This is a genomic window from Burkholderia sp. MSh2 (assembly GCF_000731655.1).
Taxonomy (GTDB): Bacteria; Pseudomonadota; Gammaproteobacteria; order Burkholderiales; family Burkholderiaceae; genus Burkholderia; species Burkholderia paludis.
Genome location: NZ_JPGM01000066.1, coordinates 35,774 through 56,491 on the forward strand (window position 1 = coordinate 35,774; position 20,718 = coordinate 56,491).

The following is a 20,718-nucleotide window of genomic DNA, read 5'->3' on the forward strand; positions in this document are numbered from 1 at the left end:
TTTTCAGGAATGCGTGGCGCGACGATCGAAGTGGCGTACATAGCGCTCGGGCTCGAAGCGCATGCCGGTAATCGGCTTGTGTGGCGACGGACGGCCCAGCCACCCGGACCAGCCCATGCGCTGCTGTCCGCCCATGACTGCTGCGGGCGCGCTTTCGGGTTTGATGCGCAGCTCGAGCTCCCATTCCAGCTCGTAGCCGACAAACGCTCGTACCCATTCGACGAGCCGTGGCAGATCCTCGCCCTGTGGCGTAAAGCGCAGATAGGCGTCGAGATCCACCGGTCCGATCACGATGCGAAACCGATGCTGGCGATCCGGCGCGACGCGGCCGAGCATTGCACCTTGCCCCATCGTTGCGGCCGCTCCAGGGCGCCCCATGCGGCCGCGATCGGCGGGATCGATTTCAATCCAGTGAAATACGTTTTCTTCGATGGCGACCGGCACGTTGAAGTAGCGTTCGAGCGTGGCACGCAAGCCGTCCGGATTACGCGATTCGCGCACGAGGTGCGCCGATGCCGCCAGACGCGCATGTGAAGGAAGGGGGCGCTGGCCAATCTCGTCAACATCCTGTCCGGTGAGGCTGGCAACGTAGAACGAGAACCGCTCTTCATTCGTCCGGTCGAGGCCGGCGGCCGACTGGGCCGAGGCCCATGCGCGATAGAACAGCGTAAAAAAGCGATGGTGGAAGATGTCGAAGAAATCCACTGTCGTCACGTCGCGCCGGCTGTCCTCACGATCCTTCGCCATCTCGGTGACGTGAATCGGCAGCGGACCGTTGGGACCGAGCATTCCAAGGCCGAACAGGCGCACCTTCAGTCGCCCCTCGGCTTCCTGTACGCTCGCGAGCTCGCGCGGCGCAAAGGCAAGGCTTGGCTGCTGCCCGAGCCGAAACGGTTCGGCGCGCGGCCGGCGAGCGGTGCCGATCGGGTCGATCGCCGGGTTCGCGCCGATGCGTCGCAACAGCGACAGAAAGCCAAACCGCCACGGTTCGGCCTGCAACCGCTCAAGCAGTTCAGGCGAAAGCGTGCTGTCGCGCAACAGGGCCGGTAGCGTCGCGCGCTTCATCACAGCACTCCGCGCGAGCCGGTGCGCACGGGCCAGCGGGCAATCCGGCCACGCTGCATCGAATGCAACTCGGTTTGAGTAAAGCTGTTGATCGAGACGTGCCGCGCGAGCCAATGCTCGAGGATGACGCCGAAGAGATAAGGGCTCACGCCGGAAAAGCCGGTTTCGTCGACCGTCAGCGCACACTCGATGCCGCGCCCGAACGTCATTGGCCCCGTTCCCGGCAGCTTGCGCGTCACGGGGCGCGTTTTGACGCCGACGAGGCTTTCCACTTGCCGGCCTTGCCCGGAGTCGCCGTCGGCCAGGTACAGGCGAAGCAGGTCGCGCAATCCTTGACCGCCTTCACGATGATCGAGCTCGTCGAGCGGCAGGTAGTTGAAATTGAGCTGGCGGATCAGGCGCCACGCCATTTCACGCTCGGCGTACGGCGGCAGCGGAGGGCTCGGCGACCGGATGAGGCCGATGCTCTCGACCGGAGCCGATTCGGCCGTCTCCAGATCGTGCACGCCGTCGCGCGGCACGAGCGTGGCGAGATCCCGGTTCGTCAGCAGGGCATCGACGGACAGAAAGCGGATGTTCTCGTTGTACGGTGCCTCGTTCTGATCGACGAGCGACAGAAAGGCCTCGGTTCCGACGTACGGCGTGCGCGTGCCGTAGCGGCGTGCCGAATCGGACACGAGCCGTCGTTCGCGTCGCATCGAGAAGTAGCGTCCGTGATTGCCTTCGTCGTTGTTCAGTGTCTGGTAGAGCGGGCGGAACTCGAGCTCCGCGGACGTCGCAGCCGCACGGCCGTATACATTCTCGACGGCGAACACCTCGTAATCGAGGGGGGCGAGCCGCGCCGGCACGAGATGGAACTCGGTTTCGCGCGGCGAGATCTCGATCCGGTCGGTGTGTTTGCTGAACAGATTGATGACCGGCGTGCAGAACAGGGCGAAGCGGGATGCGTCGACGAGGTTGCCCAGCTCGGCGGGCGAGCGATCGAGCAGCACGACGATTTCCACCTCGCGTCCGACCACTCTCGAGAAGCCTTCGGCCAGACCGTTCAGGGCGAAGAACCAGAACCTTGCCGGACACGCGAAATACTCGTGCAAAAGGTTGTGCCCGTGAAACTTTGCCCATGTCAGGGGCAGCAGGTTCTGATCGGTGCGCAAGCCTTCGTGATCCACCGCATTGCCGGTGACTGCGACGGGCGGGCGACCGGGGGCGCCGAACTCGCCGGGCGCGCCGATCACGGAAGCGATTGCGCCGGCATGCAGCAACTCGAACAGATGGGAAGCGACCTGCTCGTCGCCCGCCAGATACACGGGAAGCCGGTCGAGTCCCTTCAGATCGGCGATCCGCATGTCGCCGGTCGTGGCCAGCCGCAGCCGCAACGCGCCGCGTACCTGGGTGTCGGGCGGGACGTATCGGGAGAGCCCCGGAATATCCGGCGGAATGCCGGTCAGGCGCGCTTCGGTAATCGTGAGCGGCCACAACGTCACGTCCTGTCCGCTCGTGAACTGACACGCGGTCCTTTCCCCTTCGGGAATGCGGGCGGTGAACGATGTTCCGCGCGCGATGCGGTACCCCCCGACGAGGTTGCCTTCGGTCCGGCCGGGATACAGCCGGGCGACTGCAATCGATGGCGTCGGCGCAACGTAGTTCGGATAGATCACCTCGAGCAGCCGCTCGGTAAACCGCGGAAATTCGGCGTCGAGCTTGATCTGCATGCGTGCCGCCATGAAGCTGAACGACTCGATCAGCCGCTCGACATACGGATCGGCTACCTCGCCGGCCTGCATGCCCAGGCGCCGAGCGATCTTGGGGTGTGCATGCGCGAATTCGGCAGCCAGCTCGCGCATGTAGATGAGTTCCTGGTTGTAGTAGTCGAGCAGTCGCGGGTCCATCGGTGTGGTCTCGTTGTTGTCGTTGGGTCGCGCGGTGGCTAGCTGGTGCGCATGCCGGTGATGCGGATCTCGCTCGTTTCGAGATCCAGCGAGCTTTGCACCATGAATTCGAGCGGATACGGATCCATGTGAATCAGGCCGCGAACTTCGAATGCGAGGACGTTGTGGTGATCGCCCGCGGCGTCATGACTCGGGCGGGGGGACACGACGAGCGAATCGGGAAGCAGTCGAGGTTCGAAATCGGTAATGGCCTGCCGAACCATCTGCTCGACATCGTTCCACTGCCGCGAGGCGATAAATGCGCCCGCTAGCGGCGGCACCCCGAAGTTGACGGTCGATGCCGCGGCGTGTGGATGGCGCGTGCGATCGATCTGGTCCTCGATGCTCGTGGTATTGAGCAAATAGGCAAGGTCGCGTTGCACGATGTCGCGCATTTGTTTGCGCGTAACCGTATATTCCTCGGGAGCTTCGGTCTGCCGATGCGGTGCATCGTCGCGAAGCCGGTCGAGCAAGGTCGGCATCAGGTGCGTATTCGCTCGTCGAGGCGTACGAACCGCGAGCCCGTCCACTGGCGAGCGCTTCTTGCGTTCAGTCATCGACTTGCTCGCCGAGGGAGACGGCGCCGGCGACACGCGCGCCGAACTCCGCGTTTGCCAGTTCGAACAGGCCGAAATCGCCCTGATCCGTCGCCCAGGTCTTTTGTCCGAGTGCGGTGATGCCGGTGCGCCCGTTTTCCCGCCAGACGGTGGTGTGCCCGAGGCGCATGGCATCGTCACCTGCCTCGGAATTCGGATACCGAGCCGGCATGAAGCCGTGAACGATCGCGCCGTCGACGAGGGTGAGGGTGCAGGGCGCCCAGACCAGGTCGATCGGCTTCGTCGGTGGCGATACGCGCCACGCGGCCAGATCGGCGAACGGCACCCATCGGTAGTGTCCGGCCGTGATGACCTCGCAGATCGGGCCGAAACGGGAATCGCTGTCGACGATCCAGGTTGCTTTTCCTTCAGGAATCCGAATTGGACGGCTCGGTGCGACGTCGAATACGGTATCCCGCGCGTCATCCGCCTGCTCGGTCTGGCCGTTCGCCGCAAGGCGCAGGGCGTCGAGCAGACCATCGACCCAGGCTGGAGGCTCCAGTACGAAGCCCGGACGTTCGTGTCCTTCGACCACTTGCCGACGCCAGCGTTCGGCCCGGATCAGGTCGCGATAGACCTGAGCCGTTGCCGCCTGATCCGGTTCGAGCCTTGCCCACGTCTGCAACTGTTGAATCGCCCGTGTCCATTCACCGGTGACACACATGAGCTGGAACAGCGCCCAACGATGGGCGGCCGTGGTCGGCTGCGCCCGCAGGCGGGCCGAGACGCGCTCGATCTGTTCGGCGAGCGAAGCCTCACTCAGGCGAAGGGTGAGGGCAGTGTCGGGGGCTGTGAGCCGGGTCATCCTTCGTCCTTCTGCGAGGGGGCGGAGAGCGGACTGTCCACGGTCAGCGCGTGGTGTTCGCGCCGCGTGAGCGCGGGCGGTAGCGCCGGACCGCGTCGAGCCGCTGCGGCTTGAAATTCGGGTGGCGCGAACAATCGCAACACCTCCGGAATAGGGACGATGTCGAATGCGGGTTCGGCGTGCCCGTCCAATTGTTCGAACTCGTCGTTGAGCGTGCGATCGCCGAACAACAGGGCTTCGATCGAATCGGATTCGCCGCCGCTACCGGACGTGTGGCGGGGAGCAGACGAATCCGGCCTGGCGACAGGCGCCTCGGTTTCCTCTGCCGCCGGCGCCCACTCCGGACTGATCGCTGCGTTGGGATCGTTCAGGGTGCGCCAGTATTGCGCGTGCAGCGTGTCGATCAGCGCATCGGCGCTCGCAGGTGCAGTGTGGGGGGCATGGCCCGATGGGCTCACATGTGCCGAGGTGCTGTCCCGGAATCCGATTCCCAACTGTTCGAGCACGTCCCCGTCACCATGAGGAAGATCTCCCATCTCGCTCGCCACAAGGTCGAAGTCTGCCTGGTCGGAAGTGTGCAGCGCGTGCGCATTGCCGAGTAAAGGCTCGGTGTGCAAGGGCGCCGGTTGACGGCGCCACCGGAAGCGTAGAGAGCGCATCTGGGAGTCCGATGACAAGAAGTTCGCATTTTAAACATGAGTGCTGGCGTCTCGTCCATCTTGATATTGATAATCCGCGCGGTGAATTCATGGGTGGGGTATTTTTGAGATTGGAGCCTAAGTGTAAAAAACAGTTAAATGAAAGATCGGATTCGTTGAAAATCAAGAAGTAATCGGGGTTACGGTGATGGATTGTCTGTATGCGTTCGAATTTTATTTAGAGATAACAATGGTTTACGGTATGTGTTGTCGGTGTGATGTACCTTCCGATAACGTGGTCTGGAAGATGGATTGCTGCCGGAAAAGCGTGGAGATTCGGTGCATTGATCGTGATTCGTTCTCGCTGTTATTGACATGAATAATGCGTTGACGGCCTTCCTGTTTCGTGTTGATAATGCGAAGCTCGTGCGGTTCGGGTGGTTTGAATTGCATCGGTGAGAGAGCGATATATTGAGAACTTTCGGCTCCATCAGGTCAGGTTTTTGAGTTAGTAATCCTGACAGGAGTGACAGGTGTTCTGGCCGTCGTAGTAAAAATAAAGACCAACATGACGATTTCACGTCAAGCACTATTCGGTAAGCTCGGGGTCCAGCTTTACCGTGGCATTGAATCCGCAACGAACTTCTGCAAGTTGCGCGGGAACCCGTTTGTTGAACTCGTCCACTGGCTGCATCAGTTGCTGCAGCAGCCGGATGGTGATTTTCAACGAATCGTGCGCCATGCCGGCATTGATCGGGATGCGCTCGAGCGCGACCTGGCGCGCGCGCTGGCCGCGTTGCCCGCCGGCGCAAGCTCGATCAGCGATTTTTCATGGCATATCGAATCGGCGATCGAGCGCGCCTGGGTGCTCGCGACGCTCGAATACGGCGACCGCTGCGTGCGCGGTGCGTGGCTGATCGGGGCGCTCGTGTCCACCCCCGACCTGCGGCGGGTGCTGCTTTCCATTTCTCCTGCCTTCGGCAAGATTCCGGTCGATGGTCTCGATGACGTGCTGCCGGCCTGGATCGCTGGCTCGCCGGAGGCTGCCGACGCTCCTTACGACAACACCGGGTTGTTGCCCGCCACGCCGGGCGAGGCGTCCGGCGCGATGCAGCACGGACAAAAGAGCGGCTCGCTTGAACAGTACTGCACGGATCTGACGGCGCACGCCGGGGCCGGCGAGATCGATCCGGTCATCGGCCGCGAGCTCGAGATTCGCACGATGATCGATGTGCTGTTGCGTCGCCGGCAGAACAATCCGCTGCTGACCGGTGAGGCGGGCGTTGGCAAGACAGCCGTGGTGGAAGGCCTTGCGCGCGCCATCGCATCCGGCAATGTGCCGCCGAAACTGAAAGATGTGCGCCTGCTGAGCCTCGACGTCGGGGCCCTGCTTGCCGGTGCCAGCATGAAAGGCGAGTTCGAAGCCCGTCTGAAGGGGCTGCTCGAAGCGGCCGCCAGATCGCCCGTGCCCGTGATTCTCTTTATCGACGAGATACACACGTTGATCGGCGCGGGTGGTCAGGCGGGCACGGGTGACGCCGCGAACCTGCTGAAGCCGGCACTGGCGCGCGGGACGATTCGCACCATTGGCGCGACCACATGGGCAGAGTACAAGCGGCATATCGAGAAGGATCCCGCATTGACCCGGCGCTTTCAGGTGCTGCAGGTCGCGGAGCCGTCCGAAGCCGCGGCCATCGACATGGTCCGGGGGCTCGTGCAAACGTTTTCGACGCATCACGGTGTCGTGGTGCGTGATGAAGCAATCCGCGGCGCGGTGACGTTGTCGCATCGCTATATTCCGGCACGCCAGTTGCCGGACAAGGCGATCAGCCTGCTCGATACCGCCTGCGCCCGGGTGGCGCTGTCGCAACATGCGACCCCGCGCGAACTCGACGACGTGCGTCAGCGTCTCGCGGCCGCGCGTGCGGAAGAAACGCTGCTCGTACGGGAGGCGCGTATCGGCCTGGAGGCGGACAAGGCACTGGCCGACGTGCGCGCACGCATCGACACGCTGGTGACGGAAGCGGCTGCGGTTGAAGCCCGTTGGCGCGACGAGGCTGCGGCTGCGCAGGCGCTGCTTGCCGCGCGTGAAGCCGCGGAGGGAGAGGTCGAAACCGGGCGACCGACGCTCGGCGCGCTGCGCGAACTCGAACGCGCGCTGGCAACCCTCCAGGGCGATACGCCGCTCGTGTTTCCGGAGGTGGGCGAGGCGATCGTCGCGGAGATCGTGTCGGACTGGACAGGCATTCCCGTCGGCCGCATGGTCACCGACGAGATCGCGGCCGTGCGCCGGCTGCCTGAAACGCTGGAGGCGCGCGTGATCGGGCAGACGGATGCGCTTCGTCTGATCGGCGAGCGCGTGCAGACCGCACGGGCCGGCCTGACCGACCCGAAGAAGCCGCTCGGCGTGTTCCTGCTGGCAGGACCGTCGGGCGTTGGCAAGACTGAAACCGCACTGGCGCTGGCCGAGGCGTTGTACGGTGGCGAACAGAACCTGATCACGATCAACATGAGCGAGTATCAGGAGGCCCACACCGTGTCGGGTCTGAAAGGGGCGCCGCCCGGATACGTCGGTTACGGTGAAGGCGGGGTGCTGACCGAGGCCGTGCGCCGACGTCCGTATTCAGTGGTCCTGCTCGATGAGATCGAGAAAGCCCATCGCGACGTACACGAAATGTTCTTCCAGGTGTTCGACAAGGGCTACATGGAAGATGGCGACGGCCGTCACATCGATTTTCGCAACACGACGATCCTGCTGACCAGTAACGTCGGCTCCGACCTGAGTGCGAGCCTGTGTGCCGATCCGGCGCTCGCGCCGGACATGGACGGCTTGCGGGACGCGCTCGTCCCCGAATTGCTCAAAGCCTTTCCCGCCGCCTTTCTCGGGCGGGTGGCGGTCGTGCCGTACCGGCCGCTTGCCGACGACGGGCTCGCCCGCATCGTTCGCCTGCATCTGGGGCGTGTGGTCGAGCGCATGGCCGACAGTCACGACATCACGCTCACGTTCGACGACGCGGTGGTCGACTACATCGTCGGCCGCTGTCTCGTACAGGAAACGGGGGCGCGCGTGCTCATCGGTTTTATCGAGCAACACATCCTGCCGCGCCTGTCCGCGCTCTGGCTCGATGCTTTCACTTCAAAGGCCCCGCTGGCGCATATCGAGATCAGCGTCGCCGATTCTTCCGCACCGCCTGCACAAGCACTGACGTTTGAGGCGATGCCCTTCCATGTCGCCGAGCTGTCGCATTGAGCTTGGGAGTTCTCTACCACCGTCTGGAGATTGTTCATGTCCGCTAGCAGTTCGCAGAAATTCATCGCGCGCAATCGTGCGCCGCGTGTGCAGATCGAGTACGACGTCGAGGTTTACGGCTCGGAGAAGAAGGTCGAACTCCCGTTCGTGATGGGCGTGCTGGCCGATCTGTCCGGCAAGCATCCGGTCGAGCCGCTCCCGGCCGTGACGGATCGACGGTTCCTGGAAATCGACATCGACAATTTCGATGAGCGCATGAAGGCGATCCGTCCGCGCATCGCGTTTGCCGTGCCGAACACGCTGACGGGTGAAGGCCAGATGATGGTCGACATGACGTTCGAGAGCATGGAGGATTTCTCGCCGGCCGCGATCGCCCGCAAGGTCGAGCCGCTGCGTCAATTGCTCGAGGCACGTACGCAGCTTGCGAATCTGCAGACGTACATGGATGGCAAGTCGGGCGCCGAAGCGCTCGTGACGCAACTGCTGCAAGACCCGGCATTGCTCAAGTCGCTCGCCGCCGCGCCGAAGCCCGAGCGTCACGATGGTGACGCGGCCGAGGCAAACGAAGCGAACTGACCGACGAACCGACCGAGGAAGACCACCATGGCGAAACAGCAAGCACAGGCCGTCCAGGCGCACGCGGCAACTCAATCCGACTTCACGCAACTGCTTGAAAAGGAATTCCGTCCGAAAACCGAGCAGGCGCGCGAGGCCGTCGAATTCGCGGTGCAGACGCTGGCGGAACAGGCCCTGTCGCAATCGATCACGATCAGCGACGACGCGTACAAGAGCATTGCGGCCATCATTGCGCAGATCGACCACAAGCTCTCCGAGCAGATCAACCTGATTCTGCACCACGAGGATTACCAGGCACTGGAATCGGCCTGGCGCGGCCTGAACCACCTCGTGTCGAACACGGAAACCGACGAGCATCTCAAGATCCGCGTCCTCGATGTCTCGAAGACCGAACTGCATCGCACGATGCGCCGGTACAAGGGGCTGGCATGGGATCAAAGCCCGCTGTTCAAGCAAATCTACGAGCAGGAATACGGTCAGCTCGGCGGCGAACCGTACGGATGTCTCGTCGCCGACTACTATTTCGACCACACGCCGCCCGACGTCGATCTGCTGGGCTCCATCGCGAAGGTCGCGGCAGCCTCGCACACGCCGTTCATTACCGGTGCCGCTCCGTCCGTGCTGCAGATGGAGTCCTGGCAGGAACTCGCGAATCCGCGTGACCTGACGAAGATCTTCACGCAGAACCTCGAATACGCTGCCTGGAATTCGCTGCGCAACACCGAAGACGCGCGTTACGTGGGTCTCGCGATGCCCCGGTTCCTCGCGCGCTTGCCGTACGGCGCCAAGACCAATCCGGTCGACGAGTTCGATTTCGAGGAAGAAACGAACGGCTCGGACCACAGCCGCTACGGCTGGGCGAATGCCGCGTACGCGATGGGCGTCAATATCAACCGTTCGTTCAAGCAGTATGGCTGGTGCTCGCTGATCCGCGGCGTCGAGTCGGGCGGTACGGTCGAGAACCTGCCCTGCCATACGTTCCCGACCGACGACGGCGGCGTTGACATGAAGTGTCCGACGGAGATTGCGATTTCGGATCGCCGCGAAGCCGAACTGTCGAAGAACGGTTTCATTCCGCTGGTGCATCGCAAGAACACGGACCACGCGACCTTCATCGGTGCACAGTCGCTGCAGAAGCCGGCCGAATACCACGATCCCGATGCAACGGCCAACGCGAACCTGTCCGCGCGTCTGCCGTACCTGTTCGCATGCTCGCGCTTCGCGCATTACCTGAAGTGCATCGTGCGCGACAAGATCGGTGCGTTCAAGGAGCGCGAGGACATGCAGCGCTGGCTGAATGAATGGGTCATGCACTACGTCGATGCGGATCCGGTCAACTCGTCACAGGACACCAAGGCGCGCCGGCCGCTTGCCGCAGCCGAAGTCCTCGTCGAGGACGTCGAAGGCAATCCCGGCTACTACCAGGCGAAATTCTTCCTGCGTCCGCACTTCCAGCTCGAAGGTCTGACGGTTTCGCTGCGACTCGTGACGAAGCTGCCGTCGATCAAAGAAGCCGCTTGAGGGTGAAGGGCCTGTTCGGCCGCGCGTAAAGCCATCACTCTCGTGGTGCGCGGCATCTTTTTATTTATTAAAGAAAAGGAGTACTACAGATGGCGCAGGATATTTTTCTGAAGATCGACGGCATCAACGGCGAGTCGCTCGACGACAAGCACAAGGACGAAATCGAAGTCCTGAACTGGGACTGGGAAATCCTCCAGGAATCGTCGATGCATGCCGGCAGCGGCGGCGGCGCCGGCAAGGCGACGGTCAAGGATCTCACGTTCGAACACAACATCGATCGTGCGAGCCCGAACCTGATGAAGTACGCGCTGACGGGCAAGCACATCGACCAGGCGACGCTGGTGATGCGCAAGGCCGGCGGCAACCCGCTCGAATACCTGAAGGTCACGATGAGCGATGTGATCGTCACGCGCGTGAAGCCGTCGGGCAGCAAGCTGGACGCTGAAAAGAGCCGCGAGACGGTGTCGCTGTCGTTCGCGAAGGTGAAGCAGGAGTATGTCGTTCAGAACGCGCAGGGCGGCAGCGGCGGCGCCGTCACGGCCAGCTACGACATCAAGGGCAACAAGGAAGCGTAAGCCGGGGATGCACCGCGCACGGGCGAAGGATCGGCTTCGCCGTGTGCGGTGCAGCTTCAGGTTACTCAAGGGCTGCGCGAGAGCGCGAGCCCGCCATGCGTCGTGCGCAAATGGAGGATCGGCTTCCTTGTGCGCGGCGCAACTAGAGGTTCATCTGGATGGATTCAGCATGCGTTCGATTCTGACTGTTGCCGCGCTCGCCGGTGTCGTGTTGCTTTCGGCCTGTGCGAGCGGCGAGCCGAAACCGAAGGAACCGATCCGACTCGAAATGACCGTCGACGCCGGGGCTGATGTCAATCCGGACGACCGCGGGCGGGCGGCACCGATCGTCGTACGCATTTACGAGCTGAAGAACGACAACGCGTTCAAGGCAGCAGACTTCTTCACGTTGCAGACCCAGGACAAGACCGTGCTGGCCGATGACGTTGTCAAACGCGACGAGTTGCAGTTGCGTCCCGGCGATCGCCAGACGATCGTGCGGCGTCCCGGCGCGGATACGACTGCCATTGGCGTGATTGCGGCCTATCGCGATCTGGGGAATTCCGTCTGGCGCGCGGTGTACACGATGCCGGTCGCCCCCGACAAGGCGTGGTATCGCATCTCCACGCCGAAGCTGAAACTCACTGTCGATCTTGATGCCAAGGCGGTCAGGATCGAGGAAGCCAGGAAATGAATCACATCGCTCAACGAAACGGACGATACGCATGAGTTGGTACGCCAAGGTCGCCTGGCAGGAGGGGTTGTTTTTCCGTCCGCAACTGTTCCAGCAACAGGATCGTTACTTCGAAAAGTATGCGCACATGCGTGCGGCCCCCTTGTCGCCGTTCTTCTTCGGCTTCGCGCACTATGCGCTCGATCTGGAGTCGCTGGCGCTGGGCAAGGTGATCGTCAAGTCGGCCGCCGGCGTGTTCGCCGACGGCTCGCCGTTCGACGCACCGGGAAACACGCCGCTGCCGCCGCCGCTGACGATCCGGCCGGAGCACCTCGATCAGGTGATCTATCTTGCGGTGCCGGTCCGGCTTCCGAATTGCGAAGAGACGACGTTCGAGAACACACCGGATTCGCTGGCGCGCTACCTCGTGTTCGATACCGAGCTGCGCGACACGAATTCGATCGGCCTGGCGCCCGAGCCGGTTCAATTGTCGAACTTGCGCCTGCGCCTGATGCCCGAAAAGGAGCTTGGCGACGCGTGGATCGGTCTTGCGCTCACGCGCGTGAGGACCATTCGCGCGGATGGCAGCATTGAGCTCGACGATACGCTGGTGCCCCCCGTTTCAGGCTATGGCGCGAGCGGCCTGCTGACGAGCTGGGTCACGAAAATTCACGATCTGGCCCGGCTGCGCGCGAACGCACTGGCGCAGCGGCTGGCGGGCACCGACGACACCACGGCAAGCGCCGCGACGGTTACCGATTACCTGCTGCTGCAAATCCTGAACCGGTATGAGCCGCTGCTGCAGCATATGTTGCGCGTGCCGACGACGTCGCCGGCCGAAGTCTATACGCTGCTGATCAGCATGGCGGGCGAGTTGTCGACGCATTTGCGCACGGACACCCGCCGGCCCCTCGATTCGCATCCCCCGTACCAGCACACGGCGCCGCACCTGTGTCTCAAACCGATCGTCGACGATACGCATCGGCTGCTGAATGCCGTGCTGGTGCGCAGTGCGCAAAGCATTGCGCTCGAAGACCGCGGCCACGGCATGCGAAACGCCGTGGTCGATCCGGTCGACATGCAGGGATTTACCGCGCTGGTGCTCGCCGTGCACGCGGCCATGCCGCCGGACGTGTTGCAGCAGCAATTCCTCGCACAAGCGAAGGCCGGACCCTCCGACAAGCTGCCGAGCCTCGTGCGCAGTCACCTGCCCGGCATCGGCTTGCAGGCGTTGCCGGTGCCGCCGCGGCAGATCCCGTTCAATGCCGGCTACATCTATTACGAGCTGACCCAAGGGGGACCGCTCTGGGACGAGGTGGTGCGGCACGGTGGTCTTGCGCTGCACGTGGCGGGCGACTTCCCGTCGATCAAGCTGGAACTGTGGGGCGTACGTACGTAAGTACGCATCGGCAACCATGAAATCACGAACCACGATCTGCTACGTCCCGTCATGAGCAATTCATCTACCGGCACCGATGTGACCGAGGAACGGCACCCGCCCGTTTTCGCCCGGCCGTCGTCCGCTTCTTCCAGGGAGGCAGCCGTTTCCTTTCGGGATCGGCTCGCGGCCGTCGAGCAGGCGCCCAATCCGTTGCGTGAAGCGGCGCGGCCGCTTCTGCGTGCGCTCGCGGATATGCCGGATCACCTCGTTGCGGAGGAGACGTTCGCGCTTCGCGATCTTCTCGAACAGGAGGTGCGCACCTTCCAGAAGCTGTGCGAGCAGGCGAACATTCGCCGCGACCACACGATCGGCGCACGCTATTGCCTGTGTACGGCACTCGACGAGGCTGCAACGCAGACCACTTGGGGGAAGGGTGAGTCGTCCGGCATCGAATGGATCAAAGGTGGTCTTGCGACCACCTTCCACGAGGACCGGCAGGGGGGCGAGAAGGTCTACCTGCTGATTGGCCGACTGCTCGCCGAACCGCGCGAGCATCGAGACCTGCTTGAAGTCATCTACGAGATTCTCAGCCTGGGATTCGAGGGGCGCTATCGAGGGGACGCGAACGGCAAGCGCAAGCACGATGCCGTTCGTCAACGTCTCTATAGCGAAATCACGGCACAGCGCGGGATCGCCCCCACGGCACTGTCGCCGCGCTGGCAGTCGGACGTGAAGGGAAAGCGGGCGTCTTTCCATGACTTCCCGGTCTGGATCACGGTTGCGTTCCTGTCGGTGCTGCTCCTTGGTCTCTTCGGCTGGTTCAAATACGAACTGATGAGCCGCAGCGCGGGCATGGAAAAGCAGATCGCCAACATCGGCCGGATGACGCCGCCACCCGCACCGCCTCAATTGCATTTGAAGCAGTTGCTCAAGGACGAGATTGCGGCGGGCACGGTGAGCGTCGACGAGGATGCACGCCACAGCGCCGTGACGTTCCGGGGCGACGCAATGTTTCCGCCCGGTGGCGTCACGATCAAGAGTGCCATGGCGCCGCTTATCGCGAAGATCGCGGGTGAGACCGTCAAGGTGCCGGGCAAGGTCACCGTTCTGGGTTACACGGACAACCTGCCGATCCGGAGTCGCCAGTTTCCGTCGAACGAAGCGCTGTCGGAGGAGCGGGCGACGCAGGTGATGCAGATGCTGCAGGCCGCTGGCGTGCCGGCCAACCGACTCGAAGCGGTTGGCAAGGGCGACGCCGATCCGATCGGCGACAACAGCACCGCCGCGGGACGCGCGCAGAACCGTCGCGTCGAGATTGTCGTCGCGCAATAGGCCGGAGCCGTTTTCGGAATAAACCATGAAGAAGTTTCAGTCCTTTATCACGTCGCGCCAGTTTCTCGCGTTCCTCGCGCTGATCGTCGTGGCGCTGATGATCTGGTTCATCGGACCGTTCTTTGCGTTCGGCGGTCTCAAGCCGTTGGCCGGTGCCGGCATGCGCGTGTTGCTGATTGCACTGGTGCTCGCGGGCATGCTGCTTTGGCTCGCTGGCTGGTCGACGAGCATCGTGTTCGTCGCGCTACTGTGTCTGCTGATCTGGTATGCAGCGCCGCTGCTGTCGTTCGGACACACGTCGCCGTTCGAATCGGTATCGGCCCGGCTCGGTGCGATCGCGCTGGTATGGGCGGTGTTCGCGCTGTTCTGGATGTTCCGGCTTTGGCAGAAGATGCGCGAAGACGAGGCATTCCTGAAGAAGATGCTTCGCTTCGGCGACAGGAAGGAAGCATCCCCCGCTGCACCGCGCCTCAAAAAAGTCGAAATCATCGTAGCGAGCGCACTGGCGCGGCTGAAGTCGATGCGCACGGGTGCACGAGGGCCGGGCAAGCTGTTTCAGGGCAAGCGCTATCTGTACGAACTGCCGTGGTACATCACACTCGGTTCACGTGGGGCGGGCAAGACGAGTGCGCTGCTCAACGGTGGCCTGACGTTTCCGATCGCCGAGCAAATGCAGCGGGCGGCCGGAACGTCGTCCAATGACGCGGCTGCCGTGGACTGGTGGTTGACCAACGAGGCGGTGCTGATCGACACGGCCGGCTATTACACGCGCCCCGGCACCTCGACCGTGAAGGAGGGAGAGGGGCTGGCCGCACCGTCGGACCGATCGACCGCCGCTTACCCCGACAGCGAAACAGCGGCCGGAGCCGATGACGACAGGAAGAGCGAAACGCCTGGCGATTCCCAGGCGGCCGCGGTCGCCAGATCGAGCGTCGCCTTCGTTCCGCTGCGTGCCGGCTCCGAACAGCACAAGGCGCTCGATCACGCGGAATGGCTCGGTTTCCTCGGCATGCTGCGTCGCCACCGGCCGCGTGCTCCGATCAACGGCGCGCTGCTGGCCGTCGATCTTGAATCGCTGGTCGATGCCGACGAGCAGAAACGTCTCGCGGAGGCGTCGGCGCTGCGCGCTCGACTGGGCGAACTGCGCAATGAGCTGGGCATCCGCTTCCCGGTCTACGTGCTCGTCACAAAAATGGACCGCCTGACCGGGTTTGCCGAGTATTTTGCCGGGCTGGCGGCGGAGAGCCGTGCGCAAGCCTGGGGCTTTACGCTGCCCTACGGAAAGGAAACCGTCGTCAAGGAAGGTCTGCGCGCACGTTGCCACCATGAACTGACACAACTGTCGGACCGACTGTCGGGGATGATTCACACGCGTCTTCAGGACGAGGACGAAACCCACAAGCGTCGACAACTCGCCGCGTTGCCGGAGGAGTTCGCTGCGCTGATCGGGCCGCTCGTCGACCTGATCGACCGGGTGTTTCTCGATTCGCGCTACGACGATACCCAGTTGCATTCGACGCTGCGCGGCGTCTATTTCACGAGCGCGCAGCAAGGCGGGAAGCCGGTCGTCGCGGAACGGGACACGGTCGTGCAGCGTCTTGCTTCGAAACAGGAGCATTCGACGGGTTTCGGCTCGCACGAGGGTAGCCGAAGCTACTTCTTGCACGACGTCCTGACCCGGGTCGTGTTTCCCGAGGCGCACCTGGTCAGTCCCAACCTGCGCTGGGAATACCGCTACCGATTGCTGCGGCTGATCGGCCACGCGCTCGCGTTGCTGCTGTTCGTCTGGCTCGCGCTCGGACTGCGCGCGAGCTTTGGCAACAATAGCGACTACCTCGACGTCATCGGCCGCAAGGTTCAGGCCCTGGCGGCTCGCGTGACCCAGTTGTACAAGGAGCCCAAACCGGAGGCCGTGCCCGACACGCTGACGGAAGCGCGTTATTTGCCGACCTTTCCGAATCTGGACCTGTCCAATCCGGGCAGTACCTGGCGTTACGGTCTCTATACGCCGCCGAACATCGTGGCGCAGAGCAGCAGGACCTACGACGCGCTGGAGGACAACCTGCTGGTGCCGCAGATCGTGCACCGGATGGAAGACGTGATGTCCGGGGCCATCGCCAGCAAGGACTCGAAGACTGCCTACGATGCATTGCGTGTCTACCTGATGCTCTACGACAACGCGAAGTTCAATGCCGGCGACGTGAAGACGTGGGTACTCGACGACTGGGCGAAAAACGACAGTGCCGCAATTTTCGGCGGGCGGGCGTCGATGGTCGATCACGTGCAGCAGCTCTTTTCCGGCGAACGTGTCGTGAAATCGCCGCTTATCCGCAACGATGCACTGATCCAGCAGGCTCGGGCGTTTCTGGACGGCAGCAATGCGACCGATCGCCTGTACGAGCGTGCGAAGGCCGCGATGCTGAAGGAGTCGCCGGACGAGTTCACGCTGCTGCGTGCGGTCGGGCCGCAGGCCGGCACCGTGTTCACGCGGGCGAGCGGCCAGCCGCTGTCGCGGGGCGTGCCGGGTCTGTTCACCTTCGACGGCTATCGGAACCTGTTCGATAAACGTCTCCCCGAGTTCGTCCAGATCGCGCGTGACGACGATGCATGGGTGATGGGGCGCTCGTACCTGGGCGATGCTCAAAAAAAAACGGCTGAGATCGTGAGCACGGCAACCGGCACGGACGATGCACTGACGGACGCCGTTCGCCGCGAGTATCTGATGGAGTATGCGCAGCAGTGGGATGCGTTTCTCAACGACATCCGGACGGTGAGCGGCACCAGCCTGGCATTCAACCTCCAGGTGCTGCGCAGCTTCGCCGCACCTGATTCGCCGCTGGGCCGCCTTGCCCGTGCGGCCGTGCACGAAACGACGCTCACGGCACCGGTGACAGGCACGGACGGGTCTTTTTTGCAGAAGGCGGCCGACCAGCTCAATCAGAAGGCCGACAAGGCACTGGGTATTCGTGCCTCGGAGCGTGTCGAGCGTGATGTGGTCGACAACCATTTCGCTGCGCTGCGCGAGGTCGTGACCGGGAATGCCGATAGTCAGGCGGGGCAGCAAGCAGCGGCCGCGCAGGCCGGCAAGACCGGGCTCGATGGCGTGACGAACCTGCTGAACGATTACTACACGGCGCTGACGGTTTCCGACAACGCATTGTCGAACAACAGCATGCCGCCGGCGAGCGACACGGCCGCAAAGCTCAAGATGACCGCCAACACGATGCCGGCGCCTTTCCGGGCAGTGCTGATGCAGCTTGCCGCGGACGGTTCGCACGAGGTCAATCAGGGGATCGGTCAGTTGCTGTCGCGGCAGATGCAGGCGGTCGTCGGCGACACGTGCCGACTCACCATCGAAGGGAACTATCCGTTCTCTCCCGACAGCAAGCGCGACGTCAGTATCGATGACTTTACCCGTGTGTTTGCGCAGGGTGGCGTGATCGACGACTTCTTTGTGAAGACGCTGGCGCCGTTTGTCGATGCTTCCGCGAAGCCCTGGCGCTACAAGACGCTGGCGGGCGCAACGGAGCCCGTGCAGGGGCCGGACCTGGAGCCGTTCGAGCATGCAAAGGCGATCCGGGATGTCTTTTTCAACGATCCCGGCCACAAGCAGCTGACATGGAAGGCCGACATCCGGATTCCCGAACTGGATCCGACCATCACCAGCCTGTCGCTCGACATCGACGGGCAGACCTCGCTCTATCAGCACGGTCCGGTCGCGCCGTTTGCCGTGTCGTGGCCCGGGCCGCGCGGTGGCGTCCATACGGAAATCACGGCGAATCCGCGCATTCGTCCCGATACGTCGACGATCGGGACCGATGGCCCGTGGGCGCTGATGCGCTTGCTCCAGCGGGGGCAGGTAGTCGAGACCGCCACGCCCGGCCGCACCCGAGTCGCATTCGATTTTGACGGGCGCAAGGCGGTGCTCGACATCTCGAGCGCCGGTAGCGTGGCGAATCCGCTAACGAGCGATGTGCTGAGGACTTTCCGCTGTCCGACTTCGATGCCGGTGTTCAACCTGTCGGATAGCGGTCCGCCCCCGGGGCTACCGCGCGGTACGACGCCGGGCAGCCCGGCGAATGTCACCCAATAACGCGTGAGGGCACACAGGGTGACGATCTCGACAGTCGATACACGCAAGCACGCCGGGATTCTGGCGTCGCCGCCGCTCGGCGCGCGACTCGACGCAGCCGCGCAGGCAGCCAATCCGTTGCTGGAGTCGGCGCGGATCCTGCTGATGGCGTTGGCCGATACCCCGAAGGCGCTGGAGCCAGGCGCCGTTGCACAGCGGCGAAAGTGGCTCGAACAGGAGCTGCGCATGTTCTTGCGGGTTTGCCGCGAGTTGCAGATTCCGTCAGACCACGTCGTGAGAGCGACCTATTGCCTGAGCGCGGCACTCGACGAGGCGGCCATGCAGACGCGTTGGGGCAGGGGCGAGGGCGCCAGTGTCGAGTGGCAGACGAACAGCCTGGCAGTGGCGATGGGCCACGATCGACAAGGCGGCGATCGTGTCTTCCACGTGATCAACGAAGTGCTCGGGAACCCGCATGGCCATCTCGATCTGCTCGAACTGTTTCAGAACGTCCTCGATCTCGGCTTTCGCGGGCGATACCGCTTCGAGCACGACGGTTCGATACGGCTGTGGAATATCCGCGAGCGTCTGCACGGGGTCGTGATGGCAGGCGGACAGAGCGTGGCCCCCGTTGTTATGGACGATGCGACGGTCGAGCGCGTCGGTGCGGCCGATCGGATGGGTGAGGCGACTCCATCGGCGAGACGAACGGTTGATCCGTGGGTACGTCCGGCACGCCGGCGTCGGTCGGGTTGGTGGATCGTCATCGGCGTTGCAACGGCATTGCTGGTGGGAGCGGGAGGTTACATCGCGGTCGGCAAGCTGGAGCGTGCGGACCCGTCCGTTCACCCGTCGACACCGATCGATCGACTGGATCAGGTGTTGCGTGCGCAACTGCGCGATGAAATCGCTGCCGGAAACGTGGCGTTGATCAGGAATGCTGCCACCGACAGTGTGACGCTCCGGTTCAACGGAATGTATGCGTCGGGTGACGTGACGGTCGCACCGTGGTGGGCGTCGATGATGGCGTCGGTCGGGCACGCGATTGCGAGTTCGTCACCGAACGCTCACGTGCTGGTAACCGGCTATACCGACAACCTCCCGGCGAACCAGACGCAACAGGGCTCGAATCACGTTCTTTCCGAGGCACGTGCGCAGCAGGTTGCGCAGATTCTCGTGGCGGCAGGCGTGCCCAAGGATCACATCAGCGTAACCGGCCAGAGCGATGCAGCGCCGCTGGCCGATAACGCCTCGAAGGAGGGGCGATCCAGAAATCGTCGCGTCGAAGTCACCGTATCAAGCTGAATCACGAGTCGATGTGCGGCGGATTGGCTGATGCCAAAGGGAAATGAAGTATTTTTTTGAAAAGGATTGTGGAAATGTTTTCAAGGAATCACAAAGTAGTTGCGGCATGCCTTCTGGCGATAGCGGCTATTCATGCAAGTTCAATTTTTGCCGCAAGCGGGTTCCAGGTAGAGGTCAACGTCACCGACGCGTTGTTGAAGAACCCGCACTCGAAGCTCTGGAAGCAGGATCCGTCCGCGGGAAGTCCCGACTACAAGTACCTTGTGGTGGGCCGTCGACCCGATGGCGCAGTGATGGTCTTGTATCGTCAGCCAGATCTGACGAACGAAAGGAAGATTCGTCTGAGCGGCGCGCTATTCAAGTGTGGAATCAAGAGGGACTGGCCGATTCTTTTTATCGACAGCGCAGCCGATGTCAAAAAGCAACTGGAGCATCCGTTCCTGGATGATCCCTCGCATGAGGGAATTTCGTTCATGGAAGGATCTGATGTCGCTATTGTTTATCAGGCAGTCTGCGGAGGATAGCGGGCTAATGGATTGTGTTCGCCAGTAAAGAATTGTGTTGGAACTAAAAAGGCAAGTGGTGTGGCGTTGATTGGAATGTCAGGTATTTGAGTGACTGATGTTGATGATTGAATGATCAATGATTTTTAACTGATGAATGAGTCGATATTTTTGATTGTCAAATATCGAAAATTCATGCCTTCCGTGTTGGTGCTCGTGCCGCCGCCGTGTAATTTCTGAAGGGCGTCGTATTGCATCAATCGAGATGGGCGAATCTGTGCAGACACGCGAAGCGTCAACACGATGAAGTGAATCGAGGCGCTGCTCTTGCTGAGACGAGGAATTCATGTACTTACCCACGCAGTCCCGTGTCGTGTCGATCAAGGGTATGGCGTTGCCTGAGGTCGCTGGAGAGGCGATTCTCCTGCCGATCAAGCTTCGGGGTAACGAAGCGCTCGGCGAGCTTTCCGAATTCACGCTGGAACTCAAGACCTTGAGCATACCGACGCTGCCCGTCTA

The 20,718-nt window shown here is 62.6% G+C and carries 15 protein-coding genes; 10 read left to right on the plus strand and 5 right to left on the minus strand.

The annotated features are described in order from the left end of the window. Nucleotides 1–3 precede the first annotated feature (3 nt). The 5 genes from tssG to GQ57_RS31435 are packed head-to-tail and all read right to left on the minus strand — an operon-like array spanning nt 4 to nt 5,053. Nucleotides 4–1,065 (minus strand): type VI secretion system baseplate subunit TssG, encoded by a 1,062-nt coding sequence (gene tssG, locus GQ57_RS31415; protein ID WP_031402493.1) that lies wholly within the window; start codon nt 1,063–1,065, stop codon nt 4–6. Further along, complete coding sequence (gene tssF, locus GQ57_RS31420; RefSeq protein WP_034199893.1) at nt 1,065–2,954, minus strand: type VI secretion system baseplate subunit TssF; 1,890 nt, start codon at nt 2,952–2,954, stop codon at nt 1,065–1,067. The genes tssG and tssF overlap by 1 nt, the downstream gene beginning before the upstream one ends. A 38-nt stretch (nt 2,955–2,992) precedes the next feature. After that, nucleotides 2,993–3,550 (minus strand): type VI secretion system baseplate subunit TssE, encoded by a 558-nt coding sequence (tssE, locus tag GQ57_RS31425; protein WP_031402495.1) that lies wholly within the window; start codon nt 3,548–3,550, stop codon nt 2,993–2,995. Then, nucleotides 3,543–4,394 carry a type VI secretion system accessory protein TagJ gene (locus GQ57_RS31430; protein ID WP_034199894.1) on the minus strand — a complete coding sequence of 284 codons (852 nt, stop codon included), beginning with the start codon at nt 4,392–4,394 and terminating at the stop codon, nt 3,543–3,545. Before GQ57_RS31430 ends, tssE begins: the two co-directional genes overlap by 8 nt. Continuing rightward, entirely contained in the window at nt 4,391–5,053 is a 663-nt protein-coding gene (locus GQ57_RS31435; protein ID WP_034199895.1) for a TagK domain-containing protein, read from the minus strand. The genes GQ57_RS31430 and GQ57_RS31435 overlap by 4 nt, the downstream gene beginning before the upstream one ends. 547 nt (nt 5,054–5,600) lie before the next feature. On the opposite strand from GQ57_RS31435, the gene tssH reads away from it, so the two are divergent. The 10 genes from tssH (at nt 5,601) to GQ57_RS31485 (ending at nt 20,220) form a co-directional block, all read left to right on the plus strand. Beyond that, nucleotides 5,601–8,282: a type VI secretion system ATPase TssH gene (gene tssH / locus GQ57_RS31440; RefSeq protein ID WP_034199896.1), complete on the plus strand. Its 2,682-nt coding sequence runs from the start codon at nt 5,601–5,603 to the stop codon at nt 8,280–8,282. 36 nt (nt 8,283–8,318) lie between these two features. Further along, nucleotides 8,319–8,858, plus strand: coding sequence for a type VI secretion system contractile sheath small subunit (tssB, locus tag GQ57_RS31445; RefSeq protein WP_031402499.1), 540 nt, complete (start codon nt 8,319–8,321; stop codon nt 8,856–8,858). A 27-nt stretch (nt 8,859–8,885) separates the two neighbouring features. Then, a complete protein-coding gene (gene tssC / locus GQ57_RS31450; RefSeq protein ID WP_031402500.1) occupies nt 8,886–10,379 on the plus strand; it encodes a type VI secretion system contractile sheath large subunit in 1,494 nt (497 codons plus the stop codon). 89 nt (nt 10,380–10,468) lie between these two features. Next, a complete protein-coding gene (locus GQ57_RS31455; protein ID WP_031402501.1) occupies nt 10,469–10,954 on the plus strand; it encodes an Hcp family type VI secretion system effector in 486 nt (161 codons plus the stop codon). Nucleotides 10,955–11,123: 169 nt separating this feature from the next. Further along, entirely contained in the window at nt 11,124–11,627 is a 504-nt protein-coding gene (gene tssJ / locus GQ57_RS31460) for a type VI secretion system lipoprotein TssJ (RefSeq protein ID WP_034199897.1), read from the plus strand. A 31-nt stretch (nt 11,628–11,658) separates the two neighbouring features. Then, nucleotides 11,659–13,005, plus strand: a complete 1,347-nt coding sequence (gene tssK / locus GQ57_RS31465; protein WP_031402503.1) for a type VI secretion system baseplate subunit TssK — start codon at nt 11,659–11,661, stop codon at nt 13,003–13,005. 51 nt (nt 13,006–13,056) lie between these two features. Further along, entirely contained in the window at nt 13,057–14,319 is a 1,263-nt protein-coding gene (tssL, locus tag GQ57_RS31470) for a type VI secretion system protein TssL, long form (protein WP_034199898.1), read from the plus strand. 25 nt (nt 14,320–14,344) lie between these two features. Next, nucleotides 14,345–18,412: a type VI secretion system membrane subunit TssM gene (gene tssM / locus GQ57_RS31475; protein ID WP_031402505.1), complete on the plus strand. Its 4,068-nt coding sequence runs from the start codon at nt 14,345–14,347 to the stop codon at nt 18,410–18,412. Between the two features lie 18 nt (nt 18,413–18,430). After that, nucleotides 18,431–19,696, plus strand: coding sequence for a type IVB secretion system protein IcmH/DotU (gene icmH / locus GQ57_RS31480; protein ID WP_034199908.1), 1,266 nt, complete (start codon nt 18,431–18,433; stop codon nt 19,694–19,696). A gap of 74 nt (nt 19,697–19,770) precedes the next feature. Then, complete coding sequence (locus tag GQ57_RS31485) at nt 19,771–20,220, plus strand: hypothetical protein (RefSeq protein ID WP_031402507.1); 450 nt, start codon at nt 19,771–19,773, stop codon at nt 20,218–20,220. Nucleotides 20,221–20,718: the final 498 nt, after the last annotated feature.

What these genes read in the sequence shown, in the direction of transcription:
- tssG (WP_031402493.1), bottom strand. Translation starts at nt 1,065, where the DNA reads ATGAAGCGCGCGACGCTACCGGCCCTGTTGCGCGACAGCACGCTTTCG.
- tssF (WP_034199893.1), bottom strand. Translation starts at nt 2,954, where the DNA reads ATGGACCCGCGACTGCTCGACTACTACAACCAGGAACTCATCTACATG.
- tssE (WP_031402495.1), bottom strand. Translation starts at nt 3,550, where the DNA reads ATGACTGAACGCAAGAAGCGCTCGCCAGTGGACGGGCTCGCGGTTCGT.
- GQ57_RS31430 (WP_034199894.1), bottom strand. Translation starts at nt 4,394, where the DNA reads ATGACCCGGCTCACAGCCCCCGACACTGCCCTCACCCTTCGCCTGAGT.
- GQ57_RS31435 (WP_034199895.1), bottom strand. Translation starts at nt 5,053, where the DNA reads ATGCGCTCTCTACGCTTCCGGTGGCGCCGTCAACCGGCGCCCTTGCAC.
- tssH (WP_034199896.1), top strand. Translation starts at nt 5,601, where the DNA reads ATGACGATTTCACGTCAAGCACTATTCGGTAAGCTCGGGGTCCAGCTT.
- tssB (WP_031402499.1), top strand. Translation starts at nt 8,319, where the DNA reads ATGTCCGCTAGCAGTTCGCAGAAATTCATCGCGCGCAATCGTGCGCCG.
- tssC (WP_031402500.1), top strand. Translation starts at nt 8,886, where the DNA reads ATGGCGAAACAGCAAGCACAGGCCGTCCAGGCGCACGCGGCAACTCAA.
- GQ57_RS31455 (WP_031402501.1), top strand. Translation starts at nt 10,469, where the DNA reads ATGGCGCAGGATATTTTTCTGAAGATCGACGGCATCAACGGCGAGTCG.
- tssJ (WP_034199897.1), top strand. Translation starts at nt 11,124, where the DNA reads ATGCGTTCGATTCTGACTGTTGCCGCGCTCGCCGGTGTCGTGTTGCTT.
- tssK (WP_031402503.1), top strand. Translation starts at nt 11,659, where the DNA reads ATGAGTTGGTACGCCAAGGTCGCCTGGCAGGAGGGGTTGTTTTTCCGT.
- tssL (WP_034199898.1), top strand. Translation starts at nt 13,057, where the DNA reads ATGAGCAATTCATCTACCGGCACCGATGTGACCGAGGAACGGCACCCG.
- tssM (WP_031402505.1), top strand. Translation starts at nt 14,345, where the DNA reads ATGAAGAAGTTTCAGTCCTTTATCACGTCGCGCCAGTTTCTCGCGTTC.
- GQ57_RS31485 (WP_031402507.1), top strand. Translation starts at nt 19,771, where the DNA reads ATGTTTTCAAGGAATCACAAAGTAGTTGCGGCATGCCTTCTGGCGATA.